Below are 24,761 nucleotides of genomic sequence, written 5' to 3'. Positions count from 1 at the left end.
GCAAAGGATGGATACGTGAGCGAAACAGCCTTGCCTAAAGATGACTCGCGACCGGTGCTTGATGCACCTGTTGATGCACCTGTTGATGCTCCTGTTGATGAAATGCCGCCGCCGCCACCTGCTGCCGAGCAGCGTCGAGGCAATGGTCTGGCGATCATCGCGCTGCTGTTGGGTGCGGCCGGTGTAGCGGTGGGCGGTTGGGGTGTCTGGCAGGTGCGACACCTGCAGGCCAATAATCAGCAGCAACTGAGTCAGGTGCAGGCGCTGAATGACCAAGCGCAAAGTCTCAAGCTCAATGAGGAGCGCCTCAGTGCACGCCTGGCGCAATTGCCTCCCGCCGATGAACTGGAAGCGCGCAGCCGTCTGGTGATTCAGCTGCAAGGTGATCAGCAGCGTTTGAACCAACGGCTGGAAACCGTACTCGGCGCCAGTCGCAAGGACTGGCGTCTGGCTGAGGCCGAGCACCTGCTGCGTCTGGCCAGCCTGCGACTGTCCGCCTTGCAGGACATCAGCAGTGCCCAGGCATTGGTCCAGGGTGCCGACGAGATACTGCGTGAGCAGAATGACCCGGGCTCCTTTGCCGCTCGCGAGCAGGTGGCCAAGACCCTGATCGCCTTGCGCAGCACCGAACAACCGGATCGCACCGGGCTGTTCCTGCGTCTGGGCGCGTTGCGCGATCAAGTGGCCAGCCTCACCGAGCTGGCGCCGGAGTACAAGGACCGTGGCGATTCATTGCTGGGCCTGACTGCCGATGGCGATGGTGCCAGTCGCTGGGCGCAATGGTGGGATCAGATTTCGCGCTACATCCGCATCGATTTCAATGCCGACAAAAACGTTCGCCCATTGCTGGCCGGCCAGAGCCTGAGTCAGGTACGCCTGGCCCTGAGCCTGGCGCTGGAGCAAGCGCAGTGGGCCGCACTCAATGGCCAGGCGGCGGTTTACTCCCAGGTGCTGGACGAGGCGCGGGACATCCTCAAGGGCAACTTCAACCCGGACAACGCACAAAGCAAAGTCATGCTTGAGCAGGTCGCCGAGTTGAGCAAGCAACCTGTCACCGTCGTCACGCCGGACATGACCGGCACCCTGAGTGCGGTGCAGGGGTATCTGGAACGGCGCAACGTCAACGCCGAGGATTCGGTCAAGCCACTGACCAGGCCTGCCGCGAACGCCGCGCCGGAGGCCACGCCATGAGACGCCTCTATGTGATCGTGTTCCTCGTGATCGCCGCTGCCGCTGCCCTGGGGCTGGCGATTGCCGAACACTCCGGCTATGTGCTGATTGCCTACAAGACGTTCCGCTATGAGTCGAGCCTGTGGGCTACCTTGGCGCTGGTGGCTGTGCTCTGGCTGGTGATCTGGGGCATCAAGTCGCTGGTCGAACTGGTGATGGCTTCCAGTGGCGTGGTCAATCCGTGGTCACGGCGTAACCGTAGCCGTCGGGTGCAGGTGGCGATCGAGCACGGTCAGCTGGACCTGGCCGAAGGTCGCTGGGCCAGTGCGCAACGGCACTTGCATCGGGCCGCCGAAGCCGAGCGCCAGCCGCTGCTTTACTACCTCGGCGCTGCCCGTGCCGCGAACGAACTAGGCAATTACGAAGAAAGCGACAACTTGCTGGAGCGCGCCCTGGAGCGTCAGCCTCAGGCCGAGTTGGCGATCGCCTTGAGCCACGCCCAGTTACAGACCGATCGCGGTGATACCGAAGGCGCCCTCGCCACCCTGCAAGCCATGCGTGAACGCCATCCTCATAACGCACAGACCCTGCGCCAGTTGCAGCGCCTGCTTGCGCAGCGTGGTGACTGGTCGGCAGTGATTCGCCTGCTGCCGGAGCTGCGCAAGGACAAAATCCTGCCGGCGGCCGAACTCGCCGAGCTGGAGCGTCGGGCCTGGGGGGCGAACCTGTCCCTGGCGGCGCAACGGGAAGAAGACGGAACGGTGGGGAAGCAATCGCTGGAACGTGCTTGGCAACAACTGACTTCGGCACAGCGTCAGGAGCCGCAACTGGTGCTCGCGTATGCCGAACAACTGCGGCAATTGGGGGCTCAGGTCGAGGCCGAAGAAGTGCTGCGCACTGCGCTCAAACGCAGCTACGACAGTCATCTGGCACGGCTCTACGGACTGGTTCGCGGCAATGATCCGGCCCGCCAGCTGCAGGCCGCCGAAGGCTGGCTCAAGGACCATCCGGCTGATCCGGGCCTGCTGCTGACACTGGGTCGTCTATGCCTGCAAAACAGTTTATGGGGCAAGGCCCGGGACTATCTGGAAAGCAGCCTGCGTGTACAACGCAATCCGGAAGCCTGTGCCGAGCTGGCACGCTTGCTGGCGCAAATGGGCGATGCCGAGCGCAGCAACCAGCTGTTTCAGGAAGGCCTGGGGTTGTTGGATGAGCGCTTGCTCGCGGCCCCTCTGCCAGTGCCAGTCCGCGCTTGAGCCATTCGCTGGCGCCGGGCTCCGGCGCCTGAGCGATGACCTGCGACGAGGGAGCAATCGCCCTCGCCGCAGTGCGATGACGGGTTGAAATTCAGTCGCAAAATTTCGTCGCAGGCAAAGTCCTACAGAGGACTACATTTTATCCTCTCGCCTGCGTCGGGATTTCCCTACTCCTGCGCTGAAGTCTCTGTGGGCACTTGCCTTGAAAGGCTGTCGCGCTTTCCTCTACCGTAATGGTCTGTCACTACTTTTACGGAAAAGCCATGTCTTTGGCCTGCTCACGCTCCTTGTTTTTCATGGCTTTCATTGCGGGTGCCCTGGCGATGGGCGTTTCCTACTACCTGGAATATGCAGTCGGCCTGCGGCCTTGTGGCTTGTGTCTTGTGCAACGGTTTTGCCTGGCGCTCCTTACCGGTGTCTGCCTGATGGCTTCGGTCCATGGCCCTGGTCGCATCGGTAACGTTCTGTATTGGCTGCTCAGTCTTTGTTGCAGCCTGGCCGGCACTGTCACGGCGTGGCGACAAGTCCTGCTGCAAACCCTTCCGGCGGAACAGGTAGCAGCGTGCTCGACGCATCTGGCGGACCTGTTGGCCAATTCGCCGTGGCTATCGGTCGTACAGCAAATGTTCAAGGGCGCTGCCGATTGCGTGGAAATCTCTTGGACGCTGTTCGATCTGAGTCTCACCGAGTGGAGCTTGCTGTTCTTCGTCGCGACGATGATTCTGGCCGTTTACCAGTCGTTGCGACTGGTCTGGACCAGCTATCAGCGACCACTCGGCGGCGAGTCGTCGCACCGGGCCTTTGCGGGCGATTAAACACTTGTATGAACATTATCGCCTGCGTACCTTGAAGCCAGTGTCGTGCGGGCATAATCTGGCCCGCACGTGTCATTGGAATTATGTTGCTCGATGACGCTCTGCCTGACCGCCCACCGACGTTACAAGAGGCGAGCGGGCATAGAGCAGCTGACCCACAAGGGAAGAGAGATCACCATGCTCGAAAGTTGTCAGAATGCTCAGGAACGCTGGGGCGGAGTGCACCTGCTGATCGATCGCTGGTTGCAGGAACGACACGAACTGATCGGGGCCTATGACGCTCTCGGCGCAAAGCCTGAGGCGCTGGGCGAGAACCGCAAGCCCTTGCAGGAATTCTGCGGCGTGCTGGTCGATTATGTATCGGCCGGGCACTTCGAGATCTACGAGCAGCTGACGGGGGAGGCCAAGGCCTTCAACGACCAGCGTGGCCTGGAGCTCGCCGAGACGATCTACCCGCGTATCGACGTCATCACTGAAAAGCTGCTCGCCTTCAATGACCTGTGTGACGCAGGAAAGTGTGTCGCCGAAGAGTTCAAGACACTCGGCGGACTGTTGCATGAGCGCTTTGAGCTGGAAGACTGCCTGATCGAAGTGCTGCACACCGCCCACAAGGAAGCCGACCCGGTTCAGGCCTGAACCACTTCCCCGCAAGATCCTGAAACGGCGTGCCAAGGCACGCCGTTTTTCGTTTGCGTCGTCAGCTGGTGGCGCCGCGTAATTCGACTTCGAACACCAGTGGAGTGAACGGAGCAATCACGTCACCGGCACCGTCGGCACCATAGGCTTGAGCCGATGGAATCACCAGTCGCCATTTCGCCCCGACCGGCATGTTTTGCAGCGCGCTGCGCCATCCGGCGATCACGCTGTCGAGACTGAACCATTGTGGCTGACTGTTCTGATCGAACACCGTACCGTCAGGCAAGCGACCGATGTACAGCACCTGCACCTTGCCGTTCGGTCCGGCCTTGGCGCCAGTGCCTGGCGTCAACTCGGTCAGCAACACGCCATCAGCCAGTTCGCGCACGCCGGGTCTGGCTTTTTCCGTGGCGAGAAAACGCTGTTCTTTTTCCAGTGCCATTTCGCTTTGCGGCTCGTCTGACTGCATGGCGATCCGGGCCTCATGCTCGGCCAATATCTGTTGGATCTTCTCGTCCTTCAGCGCCAGCGGTTTGCCCTGATAGGCCTGCTGCAATCCTTCGACCAGTGCCTGGAGCTGCAAGTCGGGAACCTCCTGGCGCAAGCGTTCGCCAAGGCTTGCACCCAGGCTGTAAGCGAGATCGTGGGCTTCATTTTCCTGCGTTGTTTCGCCGGCCTGGGCCGCCGAAAAAAACACCCACAGCGATAAAAAAAGGTAGCGCGACATGAGCTCTCTCCGACCTGAATTGCGGGCGATTATGCCAGCGAGAATGCGCGCAACGGTGAACTGCTTTTGCGCCGGGGCAGAAGTTTTTCAATCCTTTGCAACACAGCGCTTTCGATAGTGTCAACATGCCCTAGCGGCGGTTGCAGCAGAGGTCTAGTATGAGCCGCACTCACTTCAGCCAGGAGGTAAACCATGTCGGCCACCAAGAAGCCAGTAAACACTCCGTTGCACTTGCTCCAACAACTCTCGAGCAGCCTGCTCGAGCATCTGGAAACCGCTTGTTCCGAAGCCTTGGCTGATGCTGAAAAGTTGCTCGCCAAACTGGAAAAGCAGCGCGGAAAAGCGCAAGAAAAACTGCACAAGTCCCGCACCAAATTGCAGGATGCTGCGGCGGCCGGAAAAGCCAAGGCGCAAGCCAAGGCCAAGGGCGCAGTGGCCGATCTTGAGGAGCTGCTCGATGCCCTCAAGGATCGTCAATCGGAAACCCGCGGCTACATTCTGCAACTCAAGCGCGATGCTCAGGAAAGCCTGAAACTGGCCCAAGGCGTCGGTCGTGTACAAGAGGCTGTCGGCAAGGTGTTGTCCTTGCGTGCGGCCAAGCCTGCTGCGGCACCTGCGAAGAAAGCCGCTGCCAAACCGGCTGCTGCAAAAACACCGGCCAAGCCTGCTGCTGCCAAGCCTGCTGCCGCCAAACCAGCCGCTGCCAAACCAGTCGCTAAAACTGCCGCAGCCAAACCTGCAGCCAAACCGGCTGCGAGAAAACCGGCTGCTGCCAGCGCTGCAAAACCTGCGGCTAAAACCACGGCTGCCAAACCAGCCGCCGCACGACCTGCCGCTGCAAGAACCGCTGCTGCCAAACCAGCCGTGGCTAAAACCGCCGCCGCTAAACCGGCTGCAAAACCAGCGGCAAAACCGGCCGCTAAACCAGCTGCCCGCACTGCTGCGGCGAAACCTGCTGCCAAGCCGGCTGCAAAACCCGTCGCTGCAAAACCAGCAGCCAAACCAGCGGCAAAACCTGCTGTAAAAGCGGCAGCCAAGCCTGCTGCTAAACCAGCTGCAGCGAAACCAGCCGTTGCCGCCAAGCCAGCTGCTGCCAAACCAGTTGCCGCCAAACCGGCTGCTGCAAAACCCGCTGCAAAACCAGCGGCCAAACCTGCAGTGAAAAAGCCGGTTGCAGCCAAGCCAGCCACTGCACCGGTTGCCAAGCCAGCCGCTCCGGCTTCGCCAGCAGCACCTGCTTCGGCAGTAACTTCCTCGACAGCCGCGCCAGCGTCAACGCCTGCCGCAACTTCGAGTGTTGTAACCACCCCGGCCAGCGCTTCCTAAGTGCCGGTTACCGCGACGCGCAGCTGATGCAGCGCGTCGCGGTGCAGGTGGGCGGCCTCAGCCGTCGCACCTTCCAGCCAGGCCGACAGATCGGTCTCGGCATTTTGCGGCCAACTCTGCGCCGCTCTCTCCAGCCGCAACAACAGATGCCGTTCGGCTTCCAGCTCCAGTGCCTTCACTTGTTCACGCAAGGTATGCAAGTCGGCGTCTTGCGTGGCCGCGGCTTTCCACTGTGTGCGCAAGGCGCGTAACGGTCGCACGACATCGGTGTCCCAGGCGACGGCCACGCTGCGTAGTTGCTGCAAGCGCTGCTCATCGCAGGCCACGCCTCGTTGTCCCAGCCACGCACTGCACAGCAACAGGCACACATTGACCCCCGCCGACTGCAATTGCAGGCAAGCCTGCTCAACGCCCGGGCGGGCGTAAGTGGTCAGGGAAAAGCTCCACAGGTCAGAGGACATAGTGCTACTCGCGCCAGTTGCGAGCGAAGCTGGTAGACTCCGCCGCCATTATGATTCGACTTCAGAACCTGACTTTACAGCGTGGCCCGCAACGTCTGCTAGAAGACGCCGAGCTGACGCTGCACGCCGGCCAGAAAGCCGGCCTCATCGGTGCCAACGGCGCCGGCAAATCGAGCCTGTTCGCCTTGCTTCGGGGTGAGCTGCACCCGGACTCGGGTGATTGCTTCCTGCCGGCCGACTGGCGTATCGCCCACATGCGCCAGGAGGTCGACACCCTCGAGCGCCTGGCGGTCGACTACGTGCTCGATGGCGACTTGCGCCTGCGCCAGGTGCAACGCGACCTGGCGACAGCCGAAGCGGCCCATGACGGTGCCGCTCAGGCCCGCCTGCACTCCGAGCTCGACAGCGCCGACGGTTACACCGCCGACGCCCGGGCGCGCAAGTTGCTGGCCGGGCTTGGGTTCACCAACGAGCAGATGGATCGTCAGGTCGGGGATTTCTCCGGCGGCTGGCGGATGCGTCTGAACCTGGCGCAGGCCTTGATGTGCCCATCGGACTTGCTGCTGCTCGACGAACCGACCAACCACCTCGACCTCGACGCCATCATCTGGCTCGAAGAGTGGCTCAAAAATTATCCCGGCACCTTGATGCTGATTTCCCACGACCGGGATTTCCTCGATGCCGTGGTCGACCATGTGGCCCACGTCGATCAGCGCAAGATCACCCTGTATCGCGGTGGCTACAGTGCCTTCGAGCGCGCCCGTGCCGAACGCCTGGCCCAGCAACAGCAGGCGTACGAAAAGCAGCAGGTGCAACGTGCGCACATGGAAAGCTACATCGCCCGCTTCAAGGCCCAGGCCACCAAGGCCCGTCAGGCCCAGAGCCGGATCAAGGCACTGGAGCGGATGGAAGAGCTGACCGCTGCCCACGTCGATTCACCGTTCGACTTTGTCTTCCGTGAATCGCAGAAGATTTCCAGCCCGCTGATCGACCTGTCCGATGCCCGCCTGGGTTACGGCGACAAAACCGTGCTGGAGAAGGTCAAGCTGCAACTGACCCCGGGTGCGCGAATCGGTCTGCTGGGCCCGAACGGCGCCGGTAAATCGACCCTGATCAAGAACCTTGCCGGTGAGCTCTCGCCATTGGCCGGCCGCTTGACCCGTGGCGAGAACACCGTGGTCGGTTACTTCGCCCAGCATCAACTCGATTCTCTGGACTCCAAGGCCAGCCCGTTGCTGCACTTGCAGCGCCTGGCACCGACCGAGCGTGAGCAGACATTGCGCGACTTCCTTGGCGGTTTCGACTTCCGTGGCGCGCGAATCGACGAGCCGGTACTGAATTTCTCCGGTGGCGAGAAGGCACGCCTGGCGTTGGCCTTGATCGCCTGGGAACGACCGAACCTGTTGCTGCTCGACGAACCGACCAACCACCTGGACCTGGAAATGCGCCTGGCGCTGACCATGGCCCTGCAGGAATTCAGTGGTGCGGTATTGGTGGTCTCTCACGATCGTCACTTGCTCAAAAGCACCACCGACAATTTCTATCTGGTGGCGGACGGCAAGGTCGAGGAATTCGACGGCGACCTGGAGGACTACACCCGCTGGCTGGTGGAGTATCGCCAGCGCAACGCCCCGGTCAGCAACATGCCGGTCAACCCGGACAAGACCGACAAGAAAGCCCAGCGTCAGGCCGCTGCTGCGTTGCGTCAGCAACTGGCGCCGCACAAGCGCGAAGCTGACAAGCTCGAAGCTGAACTCGGCAAGCTGCACGAAAAGCTGGCGAAGATCGATGCCAGCCTCGGCGACAGCGACATCTACGAGCCGGCGCGCAAGAACGAATTGCGTGATCTGCTGGCCGAACAGGCCAAGCTGAAGGTGCGTGAGGCGGAGCTGGAAGAAGTGTGGATGGAAGCCCTGGAGTTGCTGGAAAGCATGCAGGCGGAGTTGGAGGAACTGTCCTGATGGACGCCTTCAAGCTGCCGTTGCCGGCGGTGTGGGCCGAGCCGATCTGGCTTGGCGTGCAAATCCTGCTGATCCTGCTCGCCGGCTACTTCACCCAGCGCTTCGTCGCCAAAGGCCTGACCCGCCTCGGTGAGCGTTACCCGTTCCCGCCGCAGCTGATGATGCCGCTGCGGGGCGGTTTGCGCTGGCTGATCATGGGCAGCGCGCTGATCTTCGTCCTGGAGCGACTCGGTGTATCGGCCACGGTGCTCTGGACCGCGTTGTCCGGTTTCGTCGCGGTCGCGGCGGTGGCGTTTTTCGCCATGTGGAGCGTGCTGTCGAACCTGCTGTGCGCGATCCTGATCTTCACCGTCGGCCCGTTTCGCATAGGTGATGTGGTCGAGTTGGTGGACACCACCGACAAGCCCGGTGTCAAAGGCCGGGTGGTGGCGATCAATCTTCTTTACACCACGCTGGTCGAGGCCGAAGAACTCGGCACTGGCAGCGCCATGGTGCAGGTGCCCAACAGTTTGTTCTTCCAGCGTTCGGTACGGCGCTGGCGCGGGACGGATGTGTTTCCTTCCAGCGGGTTTGAGAAGTAAGCCTGCTTAGGATCAAGAGCCTAAAGATCGCAGCCTTCGGCAGCTCCTACTTTTTGGAATGCGTTTCCCTGTAGGAGCTGCCGAAGGCTGCGATCTTTGTTTTTAGCCATCAGCAGTCCCTTTTCCTGCAAAAAATCGGTAGTCATCGGCCCAAAGCCGCATTAGCTTAGACGTCTGTCACGAGTCTGAGTCGAGGTGTGCAATGGAGCTTCAAACATGGCTGGCGTTTTTTGCCGCCTGCTGGGTGATCAGCCTGTCCCCCGGTGCCGGCGCCATTGCGTCGATGTCCAGCGGCCTGCAATACGGTTTCTGGCGCGGCTACTGGAACGCCCTGGGCCTGCAACTGGGCCTGGCTTTGCAGATCGCCATCGTCGGTGCCGGTGTCGGCGCCATTCTCACGGCTTCGGCCACGGCCTTCTACGCCATCAAGTGGTTTGGCGTGGCGTATCTGGTTTACCTCGCGATCAAGCAATGGCGCGCACTGCCCAGCGATATGAGCGATGACGCGGCGCTGCGCCAGATCGGCAAGCCGATGGCCCTGGTGTTCCGTGGTTTTCTGGTGAACATCAGCAACCCCAAGGCGTTGGTGTTCATGCTGGCGGTGCTGCCGCAGTTCATCGACCCCCATGCTCCGCTGCTGATTCAGTATCTGGTGATTGGCGTGACCATGGTCTGCGTCGACCTGATCGTCATGGCCGGCTACACCGGTCTGGCGTCCAAAGTGCTGCGTCTGTTGCGCACACCGAAACAGCAAAAACGCATGAACCGGACCTTTGCCGGGCTGTTCATCGGGGCGGCGGCGTTCATGGCGACGTTGCGCAGAGCTGCTGTGTAAAACGGCGACTTACAAAAAAGGCGACCCTGGAGGTCGCCTTTTTCGTTTGGGGAAGCAATTCCAGAAACCAATGCAATTACGAAGAGGTATCAACAAAGCTTGAGCGAAACCCGTCTGGCGTTAACAATATGTAACTTCGTATTTCCAACTGAGATTCATTCATGATTGCCCCCTCCCGTTTCCTGGCCTGGCTGTTGCTGCCGCTGTTGGCTGCGTGCAGTTTTCAGCTACTGGCCGCTCCCGCCGAAGGTGCACCGCAGGCGCTGCACTTGCTCGATTACATCGGCGCGGATTACCCGGACACGGTGCAGGCGGGCAGCATCACGGACCAGGCCGGATTTCGCGCGCAGCAAGACTCGGTCAAGACGCTGGAAAGTCTGATTGCAGCCATGCCGGCCAAGCCGGAAAAAGCCGCGCTGGAGCAAAGCCTGACTGCGCTGGGAAATTCCATCGGCGCCCGTCATGAAGGGACAGAGGTCTCTCGCCAGGCCCGGCAACTGGGTGCGAAGCTGGCCGTGGCCTATGAAGTCAGCCAGGCCCCGGTGATTACACCGGACCCGGCGCGTGGCGCGCCGCTGTACGCTCAGCAATGCTCGGTCTGCCATGGCGATACAGGGGCCGGCGACGGCCCGGCAGGTGTCGGCATGACGCCTCCGCCCTCCAATCTGCGTGACACCACACGACTGGATCGACTGAGCCTCTACGCGATCTACAGCGCCTTGGGCCTGGGGGTCGAGGGGACTGACATGCCGGCCTTTGCCGATCAACTGGATGATCGTCAGCGTTGGGACCTGGCCACCTATATCGCCAGCTTCAGTGTCGACCCGGCGACGGCCAAGGCTGAAAAGACCTACAACATCGCCGACCTCGCTCGTCAGACCCCGGCCGAAGTACAGGCCGTCGAAGGCCCGCAAGCCGCCGCGACCTTCCGTGCCCAGCGGGCGCAACCGCCGCAGGTCAAGCGTGGCCCGGCGCAACTGCTCGACTACACCGCGGCCACTCTGGACAAGAGCATCGCGGCGTATCGTGCCGGTGAGCATGATCAGGCTTATGACTTATCGGTAGCAGCGTATCTGGAAGGCTTCGAGCTGGTTGAGAGCTCGCTGGATAACATTGACGCCAACGTGCGTAAAGACACTGAAAAATCCCTGATGGCCTACCGTCAGTCGTTGCAGGACGGCTTGCCGGTGAGCGAGGTCGAGCAGCGCCTGGACGTGGCCAAGGACAAGTTGAAGGCATCGGCCGGCCTGTTGGGCAACGAGGGTTTGAGCTGGTCGCTGAGTTACATTTCCGGCCTGCTGATTCTGCTGCGCGAAGGTCTGGAAGCGATTCTGGTGCTGGCGGCGATCCTTGCTTTCCTGCGGAACACGGGTCAGCAGACGGCGGTGCGCAGCGTTAACGTCGGCTGGGGCCTGGCGTTTGTGGCGGGGCTGGGCACCTGGGCGCTGGCAGCCTATGTGATTGATGTCAGCGGTTCGCAGCGCGAGTTGCTGGAAGGTGCGACGGCGTTGTTTGCCAGCGTCATGGTGCTGTGGCTGGGCGTGTGGATGCATGACCGTCGTCACGCCGCGGCCTGGCAGGATTACATCAAGTCCAGCCTGGTGGGCGGTGGCGGGCGTTTCGGTTTTGCGACCCTGGCATTCTTCTCGGTGTATCGCGAATTGTTCGAAGTGATTCTGTTCTACGAAACCCTGTGGTTGCAGGCAGGCCCCACGGGGCACAACGCGGTGCTGGCCGGTGGGGCCACGGCGGTGGTGCTGCTGATCGGCCTGGCCTGGGTGATTTTGCGCGGTTCGGCGAAGCTGCCGCTGGCGCTGTTCTTCAGCATCAACGCCGGTCTTTTGTGCGCCTTGTCGGTGGTGTTTGCCGGGCATGGCGTGAAAGCGCTGCAGGAAGCCGGGATCTTCGGCACGCGGCCGGTGCCGTTCTTTGACTTTGAATGGCTGGGGATCCATGCCGATGCGTATTCGTTGAGCGCCCAGGCTGTGGCGATCATTGCGATTGTCGTGTTGTACGGTCGTAGTCGGGTGGTTGAGAGGCAGCGGGTGCAGGTTACTTAAACGGCATTCGCTTCGCTCACTTTCGCGGGCAAGCCACGCTCCCACAGGTTTAGCGTTAACCTGTGGGAGTGGGCTTGCCCGCGATGCTTTTCAACAGAGGAAAATTCAATGCGTGTGTGGATCGATGCCGATGCTTGTCCGCGGGCAGCCAAGGATCTGGTGGTGAAGTTCGCCCTCAAGCGCCAGTACGAAGTGGTGCTGGTGGCCGGGCAGCCGCAGACCAAACCGGGGCTGGCACTGGTCAAGCTGATCGTGGTGCCGAGCGGCCCGGATGCGGCCGATGACTACCTGGTGGAACACGCGGTACCCGGTGAGCTGGTGATCTGCAGCGATGTGCCGCTGGCCGATCGTCTGGTGAAGAAGGGCGTGGCAGCGCTCGACCCACGGGGCAAGGAGTTCGATGCGCAGAACATGGGCGAGCGGCTGGCGGTTCGCAATCTGTTCACTGATTTGCGCGAACAGGGACAAATGGGTGGTGGACCGGCGCCGTTTGGCGACCGTGAGAAGCAGGCGTTCGCCAATGCGCTGGACCGGATTTTGACCAGGTTATCCCGCAACGCCTGAAAAGATCGCAGCCTGCGGCAGCTCCTACAAGGGGGCGGTGTACAGCTGTAGGAGCTGCCGCAGGCTGCGATCTTTTGATCTTGTTTTACGCATCGTTTTCGTGGGTCAGTTCCAGTACCCGGTCCACCAGCTTGTTGATCCCCGACGCCGCCTCACTGATCGATTGCGCCAGCATGTAAGCCGGTGTGCTCACCAGTTTGCGTGCCTTGTCCTCGACGATGTCACTGACCGCGCAATCGGTATGGGTCGCGCCCATCTTGTTCATCGCGGCAGCCGTGTCGGTGTCGTTGCCAATGGTGCAGGTCACGCCAGGGCCGTAGATCTTTGCCGCCAGGGCAGGGGAGATGCACATCAACCCCACTGGTTTGCCGGCCTCGGCAAAGGCTTCGGTCAGCGCCAGGACATCCGGTTGAACGGTGCAGGCGGCGCCTTCGGTGGCGAAGCTGGACAGATTCTTGGCCGAGCCGAAGCCGCCGGGCACGATCAGCGCATCGAACTCATCGACGTTCGCGTCACGGATATCCTTGATGTTGCCTCGGGCAATCCGCGCCGATTCCACCAGCACGTTGCGCGATTCGGGCATTTCTTCGCCGGTCAGGTGGTTGATCACATGCAGCTGTGCAATGTTCGGTGCGAAACACTGCACCTGGGCCCCGCGCTGGTCCAGACGCAGCAGGGTGATGACGCTCTCGTGGAGCTCGGCGCCGTCGTACACGCCACAACCGGAAAGGATCACTGCAACTTTTTTGCTCATGGGCTTTTCTCCAGATTCATGGCGTTAAATGTCCACTAATTTGTCCCGCGTTGCCATAGGGTTAATTCACGGCTGCACATAGCATCTGTCCTCAAGATTCCGATCAGGGCGCGTCATGGACTTCATTCTGTATGCGGTGCCGTTTTTCTTTGTGCTGATCGCCGTCGAGCTGTTGGCCGACCGTTGGCGCGGGGTAAGCAATTATCGGGTGGCGGACGCGATCAACAGCATCAGCACCGGCGTGCTGTCGACCACCACGGGTCTGTTGACCAAGGGTGTGGGGCTGGTGACCTATGGGTTTGCCCTCACGCACCTGACGCTGTTCGAACTGTCGGCCGACAGTGTCTGGACCTGGGTGTTTGCCTTTGTCTTCTACGATTTCTGCTACTACTGGCTGCATCGCATGGGCCACGAACGCAACATCCTCTGGGCCGCCCATTCGGTGCATCACCAGAGCGAGGACTACAACCTGTCCACTGCGTTGCGCCAGACCAGTACCGGATTTTTGTTGAGCTGGATCTTCTATCTGCCGATGGCGGTGGCTGGCGTGCCGCTGCTGGTGTTCGTCAGCGTCGCGGCGCTGAACCTGCTGTACCAGTTCTGGGTGCACACCCGGCACATTCCCAAGCTTGGCTGGTTCGAATGGTTCTTTGTCACGCCGTCCAATCATCGGGCCCACCATGCACAGAACGCTCTCTACATGGATCGCAACTACGGCGGCGTGTTCATTATTTGGGACCGTCTGTTCGGTTCGTTCCAGGAAGAGGACGACAACGAGCCAGTGATCTTCGGCGTGACCACGCCACTGGCGAGCTGGAACCCCGTGTGGGCGAACGTGCAGTTCTACGCGCAGCTGTGGGCAGACGCGCGGCGTACCGAAAGCACCTGGGACAAGCTGCGGATCTGGTTCATGCGCACCGGCTGGCGCCCGGCGGACGTGGCGGCCAAATACCCGATGAACAAGCCGGACCTGAGCCAGTTTCGCAAATTCGAGGTGGCGCTGGACGGGCGTCAGCAGCTCTACGTCTTCTTGCAGTTCTGCGTCTATATTGCGCTGGGCAGTTACTTGATGAATCTTGCTTCGAAGCTGCCAGTCGCCGCCCTGGTGTCGGGCTGGGGAGCGGTGGCGTTCGGTCTGTTTGTGCTGGGCGTGGCCCTGGAGAATCGCCCGTGGGCGTTGAAGCTGGAGCTGGTGCGGCTGGCGTCGAATCTGCCATTGGCATGGCTGGCCCCGATGGTGGGGCTGTGGCCGGTCAGCGCGGTAGGCTGGGTCGGCCTGCTTAGTTACAGCCTGTTGAGTGGCGTCGGTCTCTACTGTTGCAGGAACCGCATCACTCGGCTGGCGTCGTAGGACCTTCGGTGTTGGTCCGCGCAGCTTTCACGGCTTGTTCGTCGGCGTAGACCTGCTTGGCCAGGCGGGCATTCTTGAAGCGCCGACGCAGCCACAGCACGAAGCCCAGGACCAGCAGCGCACCGAGTACCCAGAGTTCATACTTCTTCACACTGCCGAGCATGCCTTCGAGCACTGCGCCGAAATGGTAAGCGGCCGCCGCCAGGGCTGTGGCCCAGATCGCTGCGCCAATGCCGTTGAGCAGCAGGTAACGACCCGGCGGATAGCCCGACAACCCGATGGCCACTGGCATGACTGTGCGCAAACCGTAGACGAAGCGGAAGCTCAATACCCAGATGTCCGGATGCTTGCGAATGTGTTCCAGTGCCCGGTCACCCATCATCTGCCAGCGGGGTTTGCGCGCCAGCAGTTTGCGGCCGTGCTTGCGTCCCAGGAAATACCACAGTTGGTCGCCGGCATAGCTGCCGAAGAAAGCCACGACCACCACCAGGTTGATGTCCATGTATCCACGGAACGCGAGGAAGCCCGCGAGTACCAGAATGGTTTCGCCTTCGAAGAACGTGCCTAGAAAAAGGGCAAAGTAGCCGAAGTCATGCAGGAATTGTTGGAGCATTGTCTGGGTGCTGGCGAAATGAACGCGCAGCCTAACCCTTCGGACACATTCAGGAAAGTGTCCAAATGTGTCTCGACGTGAACATTTCCTACAACGACAATGGAATGCGGCTACCTGTCGCAGCGCGCACATAACTGTAATACGTTCGTCATAATGGCCGCTTATAACTGTCACGCTCGCCCGTAAGCGCGGGCTCAGGAGTCTGCCGTGAGCTTTACCCCCGCCAATCGTTTGTTCCCCGCAACCCGCCTGCGCCGCAATCGTCGTGACGACTTCTCGCGTCGCCTGGTCCGTGAAAACGTCCTGACCGTCGATGACCTGATCCTGCCGGTGTTCGTTCTGGACGGTGAAAACCGTCGCGAAGCGGTGGCTTCAATGCCGGGTGTCGAACGCCTGACCATCGACCTGTTGCTGGAAGAAGCGGCCAAGTGGGTCGAGTTGGGGATTCCGGCGCTGGCGCTGTTCCCGGTGACACCCGCGGAACTCAAGTCGCTGGACGCCGCCGAAGCATGGAACCCCGAAGGCATCGCCCAGCGCGCGACCCGTGCGTTGCGTGCGCGATTCCCTGAGCTGGGCGTGATCACCGACGTTGCCCTGGACCCGTTCACCACCCACGGCCAGGACGGCATTCTTGATGAAGAAGGCTACGTGCAGAACGACATCACCGTCGACGCACTGGTCAGGCAAGCCCTGTCCCACGCCGAAGCCGGCGCTCAGGTCGTGGCTCCATCGGACATGATGGACGGTCGCATCCAGGCGATCCGCGAAGCCCTCGAAGTGGCCGGTCACGTCAACGTGCGGATCATGGCCTACTCGGCCAAGTACGCCAGTGCCTATTACGGTCCGTTCCGCGATGCGGTCGGTTCGGCGCTGAACCTGGGCAAGGCCAACAAGGCCTCCTATCAGATGGACCCGGCCAACAGCAACGAAGCCCTGCACGAAGTGGCGGCGGACTTGTCAGAAGGTGCAGACATGGTCATGGTCAAGCCAGGCATGCCGTACTTGGACATCCTGTGCCGGGTAAAAGAAGAATTCAAAGTGCCGACGTTTGTTTATCAAGTCAGCGGCGAATACGCCATGCACATGGCGGCGATCCAGAATGGCTGGTTGAGCGAAGGGGTTATCCTCGAGTCCCTGACCGCTTTCAAACGTGCAGGGGCTGATGGCATCCTGACGTACTTTGCCGTTCGTGCCGCTCAATTGTTACGAGAGCAAAAATAGCCCTCCCAGGAACATTCGATGAATACCGAAGTACTCACTGAAGTTGCCGTAAAAGACGCTCAACCTGTGGTGGAGCAAGTCGACGAGACCCCGCCGGAGCTCGAGCCAGCTCCGCCCGCGGCGGTCGTCGAAACCGCCGTGACAGCGACAGCGCCAGCGCTGGCCATTCCCGGCCTGGATGACAGCAGCCTGTACATCCACCGCGAGCTCTCGCAACTGCAGTTCAACATCCGCGTGCTGGAGCAGGCGCTGGACGAGTCCTATCCATTGCTGGAGCGGCTGAAGTTTCTGTTGATCTTCTCCAGCAACCTGGACGAGTTCTTCGAAATTCGGGTCGCCGGCCTCAAGAAGCAGATCACCTTCGCCCGTGAACAGGCCGGCGCCGATGGTCTGCAACCGCATCAGGCGCTGGCGCGCATCAGCGAATTGGTCCACGGTCACGTCGATCGCCAGTACGCGATCCTCAACGACATTCTGTTGCCGGAACTGGAAAAACATCAGGTCCGCTTCATCCGTCGCCGCAACTGGACGACCAAGCTCAAGACCTGGGTCCGCCGCTATTTCCGTGACGAGATCGCACCGATCATCACCCCGATCGGTCTCGACCCGACACACCCGTTCCCGTTGCTGGTAAACAAGAGCCTGAACTTCATCGTCGAGCTCGAAGGCATCGACGCCTTCGGTCGCGATTCCGGTCTGGCGATCATCCCGGCGCCACGCTTGCTGCCGCGCATCATCAAGGTGCCGGAAGAAGTCGGTGGCGCTGGCGACAACTATGTGTTCCTGTCGTCGATGATCCACGCCCACGCCGATGACCTGTTCCAGGGCATGAAGGTCAAGGGCTGCTACCAGTTCCGCCTGACCCGTAACGCCGACCTGGCGCTGGACTCCGAAGACGTCGAAGACCTGGCCCGCGCCTTGCGCGGCGAACTGTTCTCCCGTCGCTATGGCGATGCAGTGCGTCTGGAAGTGGCCGACACGTGCCCGAAACACCTGTCCGACTACCTGCTCAAGCAGTTCAACCTGAGCGAGTCGGAGTTGTATCAGGTCAACGGTCCGGTGAACCTGACGCGGCTGTTCAGCATCACCGGCCTGGACAGCCAGCGCGAGCTGCAATACCTGCCGTTCACCCCGCAGATTCCGAAACTGCTGCAGAACAGCGAGAACATTTTCAGCGTGATCAGCAAGCAGGACATCCTGCTGCTGCACCCGTTCGAGTCGTTCACCCCGGTGGTCGACCTGCTGCGCCAGGCTGCCAAGGATCCCCACGTGCTGGCGGTGCGCCAGACCCTGTACCGTTCCGGTGCCAACTCGGAAATCGTCGATGCGCTGGTGGATGCGGCGCGTAACGGCAAAGAGGTCACGGCGGTGATCGAATTGCGTGCGCGCTTCGACGAAGAGTCCAACCTGCAACTGGCCAGCCGTCTGCAAGCGGCCGGTGCTGTAGTGATCTACGGCGTGGTCGGCTTCAAGACTCACGCCAAGATGATGCTGATTTTGCGGCGCGAAGCGGGTGAAATCGTGCGTTACGCGCACCTCGGTACGGGTAACTACCACGCCGGCAACGCCCGCCTGTACACCGACTACAGCCTGCTGACCTCCGACGACGCCTTGTGCGAAGACGTCGGCAAACTGTTCAGCCAGTTGATCGGCATGGGTAAGACGTTGCGCATGAAGAAACTGCTGCACGCGCCGTTCACCCTGAAAAAGGGCATGCTCGACATGATTGCCCGCGAAACCCAGTTCGCCCTCGACGGCAAACCGGCGCACATCATCGCCAAGTTCAACTCGCTGACCGATCCGAAGATCATCCGCGCGCTGTACAAGGCCAGCCAGTCGGGCGTGCGTATCGATCTGGTAGTGCGTGGCATGTGCTGCCTGCGGCCGGGCATCGCCGGGGTTTCCCACAACATCCACGTGCGCTCGATCATCGGTCGCTTCCTCGAGCACACCCGGGTCTTCTATTTCCTCAACGGTGGCGACGAGCAGATGTTCCTGTCCAGTGCCGACTGGATGGAACGCAACCTCGACAAGCGCGTCGAGACTTGCTTCCCGGTGGAAGGCAAGAAGCTGATCATGCGGGTCAAGAAAGAGCTGGAGTTGTATCTGACCGATAACACCCACAGCTGGAGCCTGCAGTCGGACGGTCGTTATATCCGTAATACGCCGACCGGCAACCAGAACCCGCGCAGCGCCCAGGCGACATTGCTGGAGCGTTTGGGCAGCCCGATCCTGGCGGTTCGTTAACACAGGGGATAGCGGCACAAAAAAGGCCTTCCGAAGAAGGCCTTTTTCAATTTCAGCGAGCGGTCAACACGATGTCGACCCGGGTCAGCCATTGCGCTTCGATTTCGAAGTCGGCCTGGGTCAGCTGGTTTTCGTCCAGCCAGTTTTCCGGGAACACCACTTCCAGGCTGTTGCCATTGGCATTGAGCTCCACCTGGGGCATTTGCTGGGTGCCACGGATGTGGTGGAACAGGATCGCAAAGCGCAGCAGCGCGCACAGGCGAATCAGCTTGATGCCGTCGTCGCCGAAATCGGCGAACCTGTCCTTGGGAATGTTGCGGCGGTGACCGCGTACAAGCAGCGCGAGCATCAACTGGTCTTCGCGGGAGAACCCGGCGAGGTCCGAGTGCTCGATCAGGTAGGCGCCGTGCTTGTGGTACTGGTAGTGAGCGATGTCCAGGCCCACCTCATGGACCTTGGCCGCCCAGCCGAGCAGTTCGCGCCAGACGCCGTCTTCCAGATCCCAATCCTCGGCCACCTGATCGAATGCATGCAGCGCCTTGCGCTCGACCCGTACCGCCTGTTCCTGGTCGACGTGGTAGCGCTCCATCAGCGAAGTGAGGGTGCGTTCGCGCACGTCTTCGTGATGATGGCGGCCCAACAGGTCATAGAGCACGCCTTCGCGCAGGGCGCCTTCGCAGTGATCCATGCGTTGCAGTTCCAGGGAGTCGAAGATTGCTTCGAGGATCGCCAGGCCCGCCGGGAAAATCGCCCGGCGATCCGGCTTGATACCTTCGAAGTCGATTTTCTCGACGTCGCCCATCTTGATCAGTTTGCGCTTGAGCCAGGCCAGGCCTTCGGCGTTGACCTCGCCGGTGCCGTGGCCGCCAGCCTTCAGCGCCAGGCCGATGGCGCGGATGGTGCCCGAGGAGCCGATGGCTTCATCCCAGGTCAGGCGGTGCAGGGCGTGCTCAATGCTCATGATCTCCAGCCGCGCCGCGGTGTACGCTTGGGCGTAACGGGCCGGGGTGATCTTGCCGTCCTTGAAATAGCGCTGGGTATAGCTGACGCAACCCATCTGCAGGCTTTCGCGCAGCAGCGGTTCGAAGCGCTGGCCAATGATGAACTCGGTACTGCCGCCGCCGATGTCCGCCACCAGGCGCTTGCCTGGGGTGTCGGCGAGGGTGTGGGACACGCCGAGGTAGATCAGGCGCGCTTCTTCACGGCCGGAAATGACTTCCACCGGGTGGCCGAGGATTTCTTCGGCGCGATGGATGAATTCGGCACGGTTGCGGGCTTCACGCAAGGCGTTGGTGCCGACGATGCGAACGGCGCCGGTGGGCATACCGCTGATCAGTTGGGCGAAGCGCTTGAGGCAATCGAGCCCGCGTTGCATCGATTCTTCGCTGAGATGGCGCTCTTCGTCGATGCCGGCGGCCAGCTGAACCTTCTCCCCGAGACGTTCGAGAATACGGATCTCGCCGTTCTGGGCCTTGGCCACGACCATGTGAAAGCTGTTGGAGCCCAGGTCGATTGCGGCGATCAGGGACAGATTCTTGGCTTGGGATTGCGGCATGGTCAGGGTCTCGGTCGATAACCTCGACATCGTGCCACGATCAAAGGCTGGCGCCAACGCACACGATTTAATGCATTGATCCGACTCAGTGCTTGAGTCTTCCGTAGGAGCTGCCGAAGGCTGCGATCTTTTGACCTTTGACGGGCCTGAATCTGCCGAAAATCAAGATCAAAAGATCGCAGCCTTCGGTAGCTCCTACCAGGGTTCAGGCCGTTGCTTCCACGGTTCCGATGAAATTCGCCAGCTCCGCCGTCTGCGGGTTGGCGAACAGTACTTTCGGATCCCCAACCTCATGCACCTTGCCCTGGTGCATGAACACCAACTTATCCCCAACCTCCCGGGCGAAGCGCATTTCGTGGGTGACCATGATCAGCGTCATGCCTTCCCTGGCCAGTTGCCGGACCACGCTCAGCACTTCGTTGACCAGTTCCGGGTCCAGCGCCGAGGTGATTTCGTCGCAAAGTAAAACTTTCGGCGACATTGCCAGTGCCCGGGCAATCGCCACCCGCTGTTGCTGCCCGCCGGACAGCCGATCAGGAAAGGCATCGAACTTTTCCCCCAGCCCGACCCGTTCCAGCATCTGCCGTGCCAGTTCGGCGGCCTTGGCTTTTGGCACTTTCTGCACCACTTGCGGCGCGAGCATGACGTTCTCGCCGACGGTCAGGTGCGGGAACAGGTTGAATTGCTGGAACACCATGCCGACTTTCTGCCGCAGGCTGCGCAGATCGGCGCGGGCGGCGTCGAGGTACTCGCCATCGACTTCGATCACGCCGTCGTTGATCGACTCCAGGCCGTTGAGGGTGCGCAGCAAAGTGGATTTGCCCGAGCCACTGCGGCCGATGATCGCCACCACCTGGCCTTCCTCGATGCTCAGGTCGATGCCTTTGAGCACATGGTGATCGCCATAGTATTTATGCAGGGCGGAAATTCTAAGCAGAGGCATGCAGTCTCCTTTCCAGGTAGCGCGCACTGAGCGACAAGGGGTAGCAGAGCAGGAAATAGCCGAGGGCGACGAGGCCGTAGACCATGAAGGGTTCGAAGGTGGCGTTGGCGAGCATGCCGCCGGTCTTGGTCAGCTCGGTGAAGCCGATGATCGAGGTCACGGCAGTGCCTTTGACCACTTGCACCGAAAACCCCACCGTCGGCGCCACGGCGATGCGCAGGGCCTGGGGCAGGATCACATAGCGCAATTGTTCCAGCGGGTTCAGCGCCAGGCTCGATGAGGCTTCCCATTGGCCGTTTGGAATCGAATCGACGCAACCGCGCCAGATCTCCGCCAGATAAGCGCTGGTGAACAACGTCAGTGCAATCGCCGCCGCCATCCACGGCGAAATCTCTATCCCGGCCAATGCCACGCCGAAAAACACCAGGAACAGCTGCATCAACAGCGGTGTGCCCTGGAACAGTTCGATGTAAGTTCGGGCGAAACTGCACGGCAGGGATTTGTCCGAGATGCGCATGACCATGATCAGCAAGCCGATCAGCCCGCCGCCAATGAACGCCACCAGCGACAGCGCCAGCGTCCATTGCAGACCCATGAGCAGGTTGCGCACGATGTCCCAGAAGGTGAAGTCGCTCATCGGCTGCTCCTTGCAATGAAGCGGTGTCCGATCCAGTTCAGCAACTGGCGGATCAGCAGCGCCATGCACAGGTACAGCAGTGTGGTCAGGGCGTAGGTTTCAAAAGCGCGGAAGTTGCGCGACTGAATGAAGTTGGCGGCGAAACTCAGTTCTTCGGTGGCGATCTGCGAGCAGACTGCCGAACCGAGCATGACGATAATGATCTGACTGCTCAGTGCCGGCCAGACTTTGCCCAGTGCCGGGAACAGAACAACATGGCGGAACGCTTCGAAGCGCGTCATCGCCAGTGCCGCCGCGGCTTCCAGCTGACCCCGGGGGATCGCCTGGATGCCGGCGCGGATGATCTCGGTGGAATAGGCGCCGAGGTTGATGACCATCGCCAGCACCGCCGCCTGCCATTCGGAAATCTGCACGCCCAAGGACGGCAAGCCGAAGAAGATGAAAAACAACTGCACCAGGAATGGCGTGTTGCGGATCAACTCGACGTAGACCGCGAAAATCCCCGCGAAAGGCCGGATGTTCCACGCCCGCACCAGCGCCCCGACGATGCCCAGCCCCACGCCGAGCACAGCGCCGATGGCGGTCAGCTCAAGGGTGAACAGCGCACCGCGCAGCAACAGGTCGGTGTTGTTCACCACCGGCAGGAAATCGAACTGATAAGCCATAAAAAGTCTCCAGCGCGCCGTATCAGAGATCGGCCGGCAGCGGCTCTTTCAGCCAGGTCAGGGCGTTCTTTTCCAGCGCGCCGTCGCTCTTGGCGGTCACGAGGATCTGGTTGACCTTGTCCAGCAGCGCCGGCTCGTTCTTGTTGACGCCGACGTAGACCGGCGAATCCTTGAGCTTCACTTTCAGCGCCGGCACGCGTTTCGGGCTCTTCTCGCTGATCGCAACCATCACCACGTTGCCGCTGGCGATCAGGTCGACTTGCCCGGCCAGGTACGCGGCAATGGTCGAGTTGTTGTCTTCGAAACGCTTGATGGTCACGCCTTCGGGGGCGACCTTGGTCAGCTCGATGTCTTCGATGGCGCCACGGGTGACGCTGATGGTCTTGTCCTTGAGATCGTCCAGGCCTTTGATGTCGGCGTCTGGCGGACCGAACACGGCGAGGTAGAACGGCGCGTAGGCGCGGGAGAAGTCGATGACCTTTTCGCGCTCCGGGTTCTTGCCGAGGCTGGAGATCACCAGGTCGACCTTGCCGGTGGTGAGGAAGGGGATGCGGTTGGTGCTGTTGACCGGGGTCAGTTCGAGTTTGACCTTGAGCTGGTCGGCCAGCAGTTTCGCGGTGTCGATGTCGAGGCCGCGGGGTTTCATGTCCGGGCCGACCGAGCCGAAGGGTGGGAAGTCCTGGGGCACGGCGACCTTGAGGACGCCGCGCTTGACCACATCCTCCAGACCGTCGGCGTGGGCGGGTGCCTGGCTCAGCATCAGGCTGGCAAACAGGGCTGCGAGGAGGGCGCTGTAACGCTGGGTCATGGCAAATCTCCGGATCGGCAAGAAGTGATTTCTGCGGATCGACAGAGCATGGGCCATGCCAACATGGGGTTTTGAGGGCGCCAGGGCACGGTTTTGCTGGCATCGCACGGTCTTACTGGTCTGAACAGTCAGGTTGCGTTTCGCACCCCGATGGCGCAGCCGTGAAAATCACCGAACCCCCATGGGGCACGACTTGCCGGGCGTCGCGAATAGCTTTACAACTGAGCGCACATTGGCCTGGTTCGTCTGGAAAACCATGAACTCGATCTCCCGCGCCGTACCTGAAGTGGCGCTGCAAGCCATCCGCAAACTGATTACCGAACAGGGCTTCGGGCCGGGGGATGCCTTGCCCTCGCAACGGGACCTGGCGGTGCAATTGGGGGTCAGTCGGGCATCGTTGCGCGAGGCGTTGTCATCGCTGAGTGCGCTGGGGGTCATCAGCATCCAGCCGGGCAAAGGCGTGTTCGTGCAATCGCCGGTGGAGTTGCCGCGGGGCGATGCGGCACCGGGCTGGCCGTTCGCGGCGCAGGCTTCGCCGTTGGACATCTTTCAGTTGCGCTATGCGCTGGAAGGTTTTGCGGCAGGGTTGGCGGCCGTAACCTTGAGCACCGACGAACTCGATGCGCTGGAAGACAATGTCGCCGCCATGCGCAACGAGCTGAAGTCCGGCGACTTCGAAGCCGCGGCCCGCCTGGATTTCGAATTCCACCGCCGCATCCTGCTGGCCAGCGGCAATCAGGCGATGCTGAGCATCCTGACCGCCAGCGCCGACATCTTCCTGGAGAGCCAGAAGCTACCGTTCATCCGGGTCGAGCGGGCCATGGAAACCTGGCAGGAACACCGCAAAATCCTTCGTGCGCTGGCCCGCCGAGCATCTGGCGCTGCGCAAAAGGCCATGCAAGAGCACGTACGCAATGCCGCGTTGCGCACCGGAATCGCGTTCATCGCTCCCGCCACTTCATGACCTGAGCTATACCCAAACTCATGAATCACCATAGCGAGACTCAATCATCTGCACCTTCCTGAACGAGGGAAGGACCGCTATGATGGGCCACGTTTTTTTGCTTACAACCTGGAGAATTCCATGAGCAGCGATCTTATCAAACACGTTAGCGACGCTAGCTTCGAGGCCGACGTACTCAAGGCCGAAGGCGCTGTACTGGTCGACTACTGGGCTGAATGGTGCGGCCCTTGCAAAATGATCGCTCCGGTTCTGGACGAAATTGCCGAGACTTACAAAGGCAAGCTGACCGTTGCCAAACTGAACATCGACGAGAACCAGGAAACCCCGGCCAAGCACGGCGTGCGCGGTATCCCGACCCTGATGCTGTTCAAGAACGGCAACGTTGAAGCGACCAAGGTCGGCGCACTGTCGAAGTCGCAACTGGCTGCCTTCCTCGACGCCAACATCTAAGCGTCGCTGCAAAGTGTCCTGAAAAAGCCCCGCAAATAGCGGGGCTTTTTGCGTATTCAGGGCTAGACGCTCCTAAACTCAGGTGGTACATTCGGCCCCGCACTGGTTTCTCCATTGCCCCCTGCTAGCCGTCGCCGACGCACTCCTTTTCGAATAAGTAC

The 24,761-nt window shown here is 61.1% G+C and carries 24 protein-coding genes; 15 read left to right on the top strand and 9 right to left on the bottom strand.

The genetic code is table 11. The annotated features are described in order from the left end of the window. Nucleotides 1-15: 15 nt before the first annotated feature. From AC3IP0_RS27450 to rsd, 4 genes are all read left to right on the top strand, one after another. Nucleotides 16-1,191, top strand: coding sequence for a uroporphyrinogen-III C-methyltransferase (locus AC3IP0_RS27450; RefSeq protein WP_489317654.1), 1,176 nt, complete (start codon nt 16-18; stop codon nt 1,189-1,191). Then, on the top strand, nt 1,188-2,426 hold the full coding sequence (locus AC3IP0_RS27445) for a heme biosynthesis protein HemY (RefSeq protein ID WP_489317653.1): 1,239 nt from the start codon (nt 1,188-1,190) through the stop codon (nt 2,424-2,426). The genes AC3IP0_RS27450 and AC3IP0_RS27445 overlap by 4 nt, the downstream gene beginning before the upstream one ends. 263 nt (nt 2,427-2,689) lie before the next feature. Next, nucleotides 2,690-3,241, top strand: a complete 552-nt coding sequence (locus AC3IP0_RS27440) for a disulfide bond formation protein B (RefSeq protein ID WP_489317652.1) — start codon at nt 2,690-2,692, stop codon at nt 3,239-3,241. Between the two features lie 177 nt (nt 3,242-3,418). Further along, nucleotides 3,419-3,877 (top strand): sigma D regulator, encoded by a 459-nt coding sequence (rsd, locus tag AC3IP0_RS27435; protein ID WP_489317651.1) that lies wholly within the window; start codon nt 3,419-3,421, stop codon nt 3,875-3,877. A gap of 61 nt (nt 3,878-3,938) precedes the next feature. Here rsd and AC3IP0_RS27430 read toward each other — a convergent pair whose 3' ends face one another. Continuing rightward, nucleotides 3,939-4,604 (bottom strand): FKBP-type peptidyl-prolyl cis-trans isomerase, encoded by a 666-nt coding sequence (locus tag AC3IP0_RS27430; RefSeq protein ID WP_489317650.1) that lies wholly within the window; start codon nt 4,602-4,604, stop codon nt 3,939-3,941. Between the two features lie 192 nt (nt 4,605-4,796). Between AC3IP0_RS27430 and AC3IP0_RS27425 the strand changes: the two genes are divergently transcribed. Further along, nucleotides 4,797-5,930: an AlgP family protein gene (locus AC3IP0_RS27425; protein ID WP_489317649.1), complete on the top strand. Its 1,134-nt coding sequence runs from the start codon at nt 4,797-4,799 to the stop codon at nt 5,928-5,930. Here the strand turns inward: AC3IP0_RS27425 and AC3IP0_RS27420 are convergent. Next, nucleotides 5,927-6,391 (bottom strand): TIGR02444 family protein, encoded by a 465-nt coding sequence (locus tag AC3IP0_RS27420; protein ID WP_489326330.1) that lies wholly within the window; start codon nt 6,389-6,391, stop codon nt 5,927-5,929. The genes AC3IP0_RS27425 and AC3IP0_RS27420 overlap by 4 nt on opposite strands. 50 nt (nt 6,392-6,441) lie before the next feature. Here AC3IP0_RS27420 and AC3IP0_RS27415 point away from each other — a divergent pair, with 50 nt between their 5' ends. From AC3IP0_RS27415 to AC3IP0_RS27395, 5 genes are all read left to right on the top strand, one after another. Next, entirely contained in the window at nt 6,442-8,352 is a 1,911-nt protein-coding gene (locus AC3IP0_RS27415; RefSeq protein ID WP_489317647.1) for an ATP-binding cassette domain-containing protein, read from the top strand. After that, nucleotides 8,352-8,933: a mechanosensitive ion channel domain-containing protein gene (locus tag AC3IP0_RS27410; protein ID WP_489317646.1), complete on the top strand. Its 582-nt coding sequence runs from the start codon at nt 8,352-8,354 to the stop codon at nt 8,931-8,933. Before AC3IP0_RS27415 ends, AC3IP0_RS27410 begins: the two co-directional genes overlap by 1 nt. Before the next feature lie 202 nt (nt 8,934-9,135). Further along, on the top strand, nt 9,136-9,768 hold the full coding sequence (gene rhtB / locus AC3IP0_RS27405) for a homoserine/homoserine lactone efflux protein (protein WP_008048656.1): 633 nt from the start codon (nt 9,136-9,138) through the stop codon (nt 9,766-9,768). Nucleotides 9,769-9,929: 161 nt separating this feature from the next. After that, complete coding sequence (locus AC3IP0_RS27400) at nt 9,930-11,828, top strand: FTR1 family protein (protein ID WP_489317645.1); 1,899 nt, start codon at nt 9,930-9,932, stop codon at nt 11,826-11,828. A 108-nt stretch (nt 11,829-11,936) separates the two neighbouring features. After that, nucleotides 11,937-12,392, top strand: coding sequence for a YaiI/YqxD family protein (locus AC3IP0_RS27395; protein ID WP_489317644.1), 456 nt, complete (start codon nt 11,937-11,939; stop codon nt 12,390-12,392). A gap of 85 nt (nt 12,393-12,477) precedes the next feature. On the opposite strand, the gene elbB is transcribed toward AC3IP0_RS27395, so the two are convergent. Beyond that, on the bottom strand, nt 12,478-13,146 hold the full coding sequence (elbB, locus tag AC3IP0_RS27390; RefSeq protein ID WP_489317643.1) for an isoprenoid biosynthesis glyoxalase ElbB: 669 nt from the start codon (nt 13,144-13,146) through the stop codon (nt 12,478-12,480). Nucleotides 13,147-13,261: 115 nt separating this feature from the next. Between elbB and AC3IP0_RS27385 the strand changes: the two genes are divergently transcribed. After that, nucleotides 13,262-14,497, top strand: a complete 1,236-nt coding sequence (locus AC3IP0_RS27385) for a sterol desaturase family protein (RefSeq protein ID WP_489317642.1) — start codon at nt 13,262-13,264, stop codon at nt 14,495-14,497. On the opposite strand, the gene AC3IP0_RS27380 is transcribed toward AC3IP0_RS27385, so the two are convergent. Beyond that, nucleotides 14,478-15,110, bottom strand: a complete 633-nt coding sequence (locus AC3IP0_RS27380; RefSeq protein ID WP_489317641.1) for a DedA family protein — start codon at nt 15,108-15,110, stop codon at nt 14,478-14,480. The two genes, AC3IP0_RS27385 and AC3IP0_RS27380, sit on opposite strands and share 20 nt — an antisense overlap. Before the next feature lie 207 nt (nt 15,111-15,317). Here AC3IP0_RS27380 and hemB point away from each other — a divergent pair, with 207 nt between their 5' ends. Both hemB and ppk1 read left to right on the top strand, forming a co-directional pair. Continuing rightward, nucleotides 15,318-16,331 carry a porphobilinogen synthase gene (hemB, locus tag AC3IP0_RS27375; RefSeq protein WP_046039035.1) on the top strand — a complete coding sequence of 338 codons (1,014 nt, stop codon included), beginning with the start codon at nt 15,318-15,320 and terminating at the stop codon, nt 16,329-16,331. An 18-nt stretch (nt 16,332-16,349) separates the two neighbouring features. Next, nucleotides 16,350-18,578 carry a polyphosphate kinase 1 gene (gene ppk1, locus AC3IP0_RS27370; RefSeq protein ID WP_489326328.1) on the top strand — a complete coding sequence of 743 codons (2,229 nt, stop codon included), beginning with the start codon at nt 16,350-16,352 and terminating at the stop codon, nt 18,576-18,578. Nucleotides 18,579-18,630: 52 nt separating this feature from the next. Here the strand turns inward: ppk1 and ppx are convergent, their stop codons facing one another. The 5 genes from ppx to AC3IP0_RS27345 form a co-directional block, all read right to left on the bottom strand. Then, entirely contained in the window at nt 18,631-20,133 is a 1,503-nt protein-coding gene (ppx, locus tag AC3IP0_RS27365; protein ID WP_489319830.1) for an exopolyphosphatase, read from the bottom strand. Between the two features lie 205 nt (nt 20,134-20,338). Beyond that, complete coding sequence (locus AC3IP0_RS27360; protein ID WP_431758916.1) at nt 20,339-21,076, bottom strand: amino acid ABC transporter ATP-binding protein; 738 nt, start codon at nt 21,074-21,076, stop codon at nt 20,339-20,341. Continuing rightward, a complete protein-coding gene (locus tag AC3IP0_RS27355) occupies nt 21,063-21,713 on the bottom strand; it encodes an amino acid ABC transporter permease (protein WP_489326326.1) in 651 nt (216 codons plus the stop codon). The genes AC3IP0_RS27360 and AC3IP0_RS27355 overlap by 14 nt, the downstream gene beginning before the upstream one ends. Then, nucleotides 21,710-22,378, bottom strand: a complete 669-nt coding sequence (locus AC3IP0_RS27350) for an amino acid ABC transporter permease (protein WP_489326324.1) — start codon at nt 22,376-22,378, stop codon at nt 21,710-21,712. Before AC3IP0_RS27350 ends, AC3IP0_RS27355 begins: the two co-directional genes overlap by 4 nt. Before the next feature lie 22 nt (nt 22,379-22,400). Next, nucleotides 22,401-23,186 (bottom strand): transporter substrate-binding domain-containing protein, encoded by a 786-nt coding sequence (locus AC3IP0_RS27345; RefSeq protein ID WP_489317637.1) that lies wholly within the window; start codon nt 23,184-23,186, stop codon nt 22,401-22,403. A gap of 256 nt (nt 23,187-23,442) precedes the next feature. Between AC3IP0_RS27345 and AC3IP0_RS27340 the strand changes: the two genes are divergently transcribed. Both AC3IP0_RS27340 and trxA read left to right on the top strand, forming a co-directional pair. Further along, nucleotides 23,443-24,150, top strand: coding sequence for a FadR/GntR family transcriptional regulator (locus AC3IP0_RS27340; RefSeq protein WP_154909838.1), 708 nt, complete (start codon nt 23,443-23,445; stop codon nt 24,148-24,150). Nucleotides 24,151-24,270: 120 nt separating this feature from the next. Next, a complete protein-coding gene (gene trxA / locus AC3IP0_RS27335) occupies nt 24,271-24,600 on the top strand; it encodes a thioredoxin TrxA (RefSeq protein ID WP_003206727.1) in 330 nt (109 codons plus the stop codon). The last annotated feature ends 161 nt before the right edge of the window (nt 24,601-24,761 follow it).

The organism is Pseudomonas sp. GL_103 (assembly GCF_057835175.1).
Note: the sequence above shows the minus strand (reverse complement) of the source record. Positions and strands in the feature narration are given on the sequence as shown.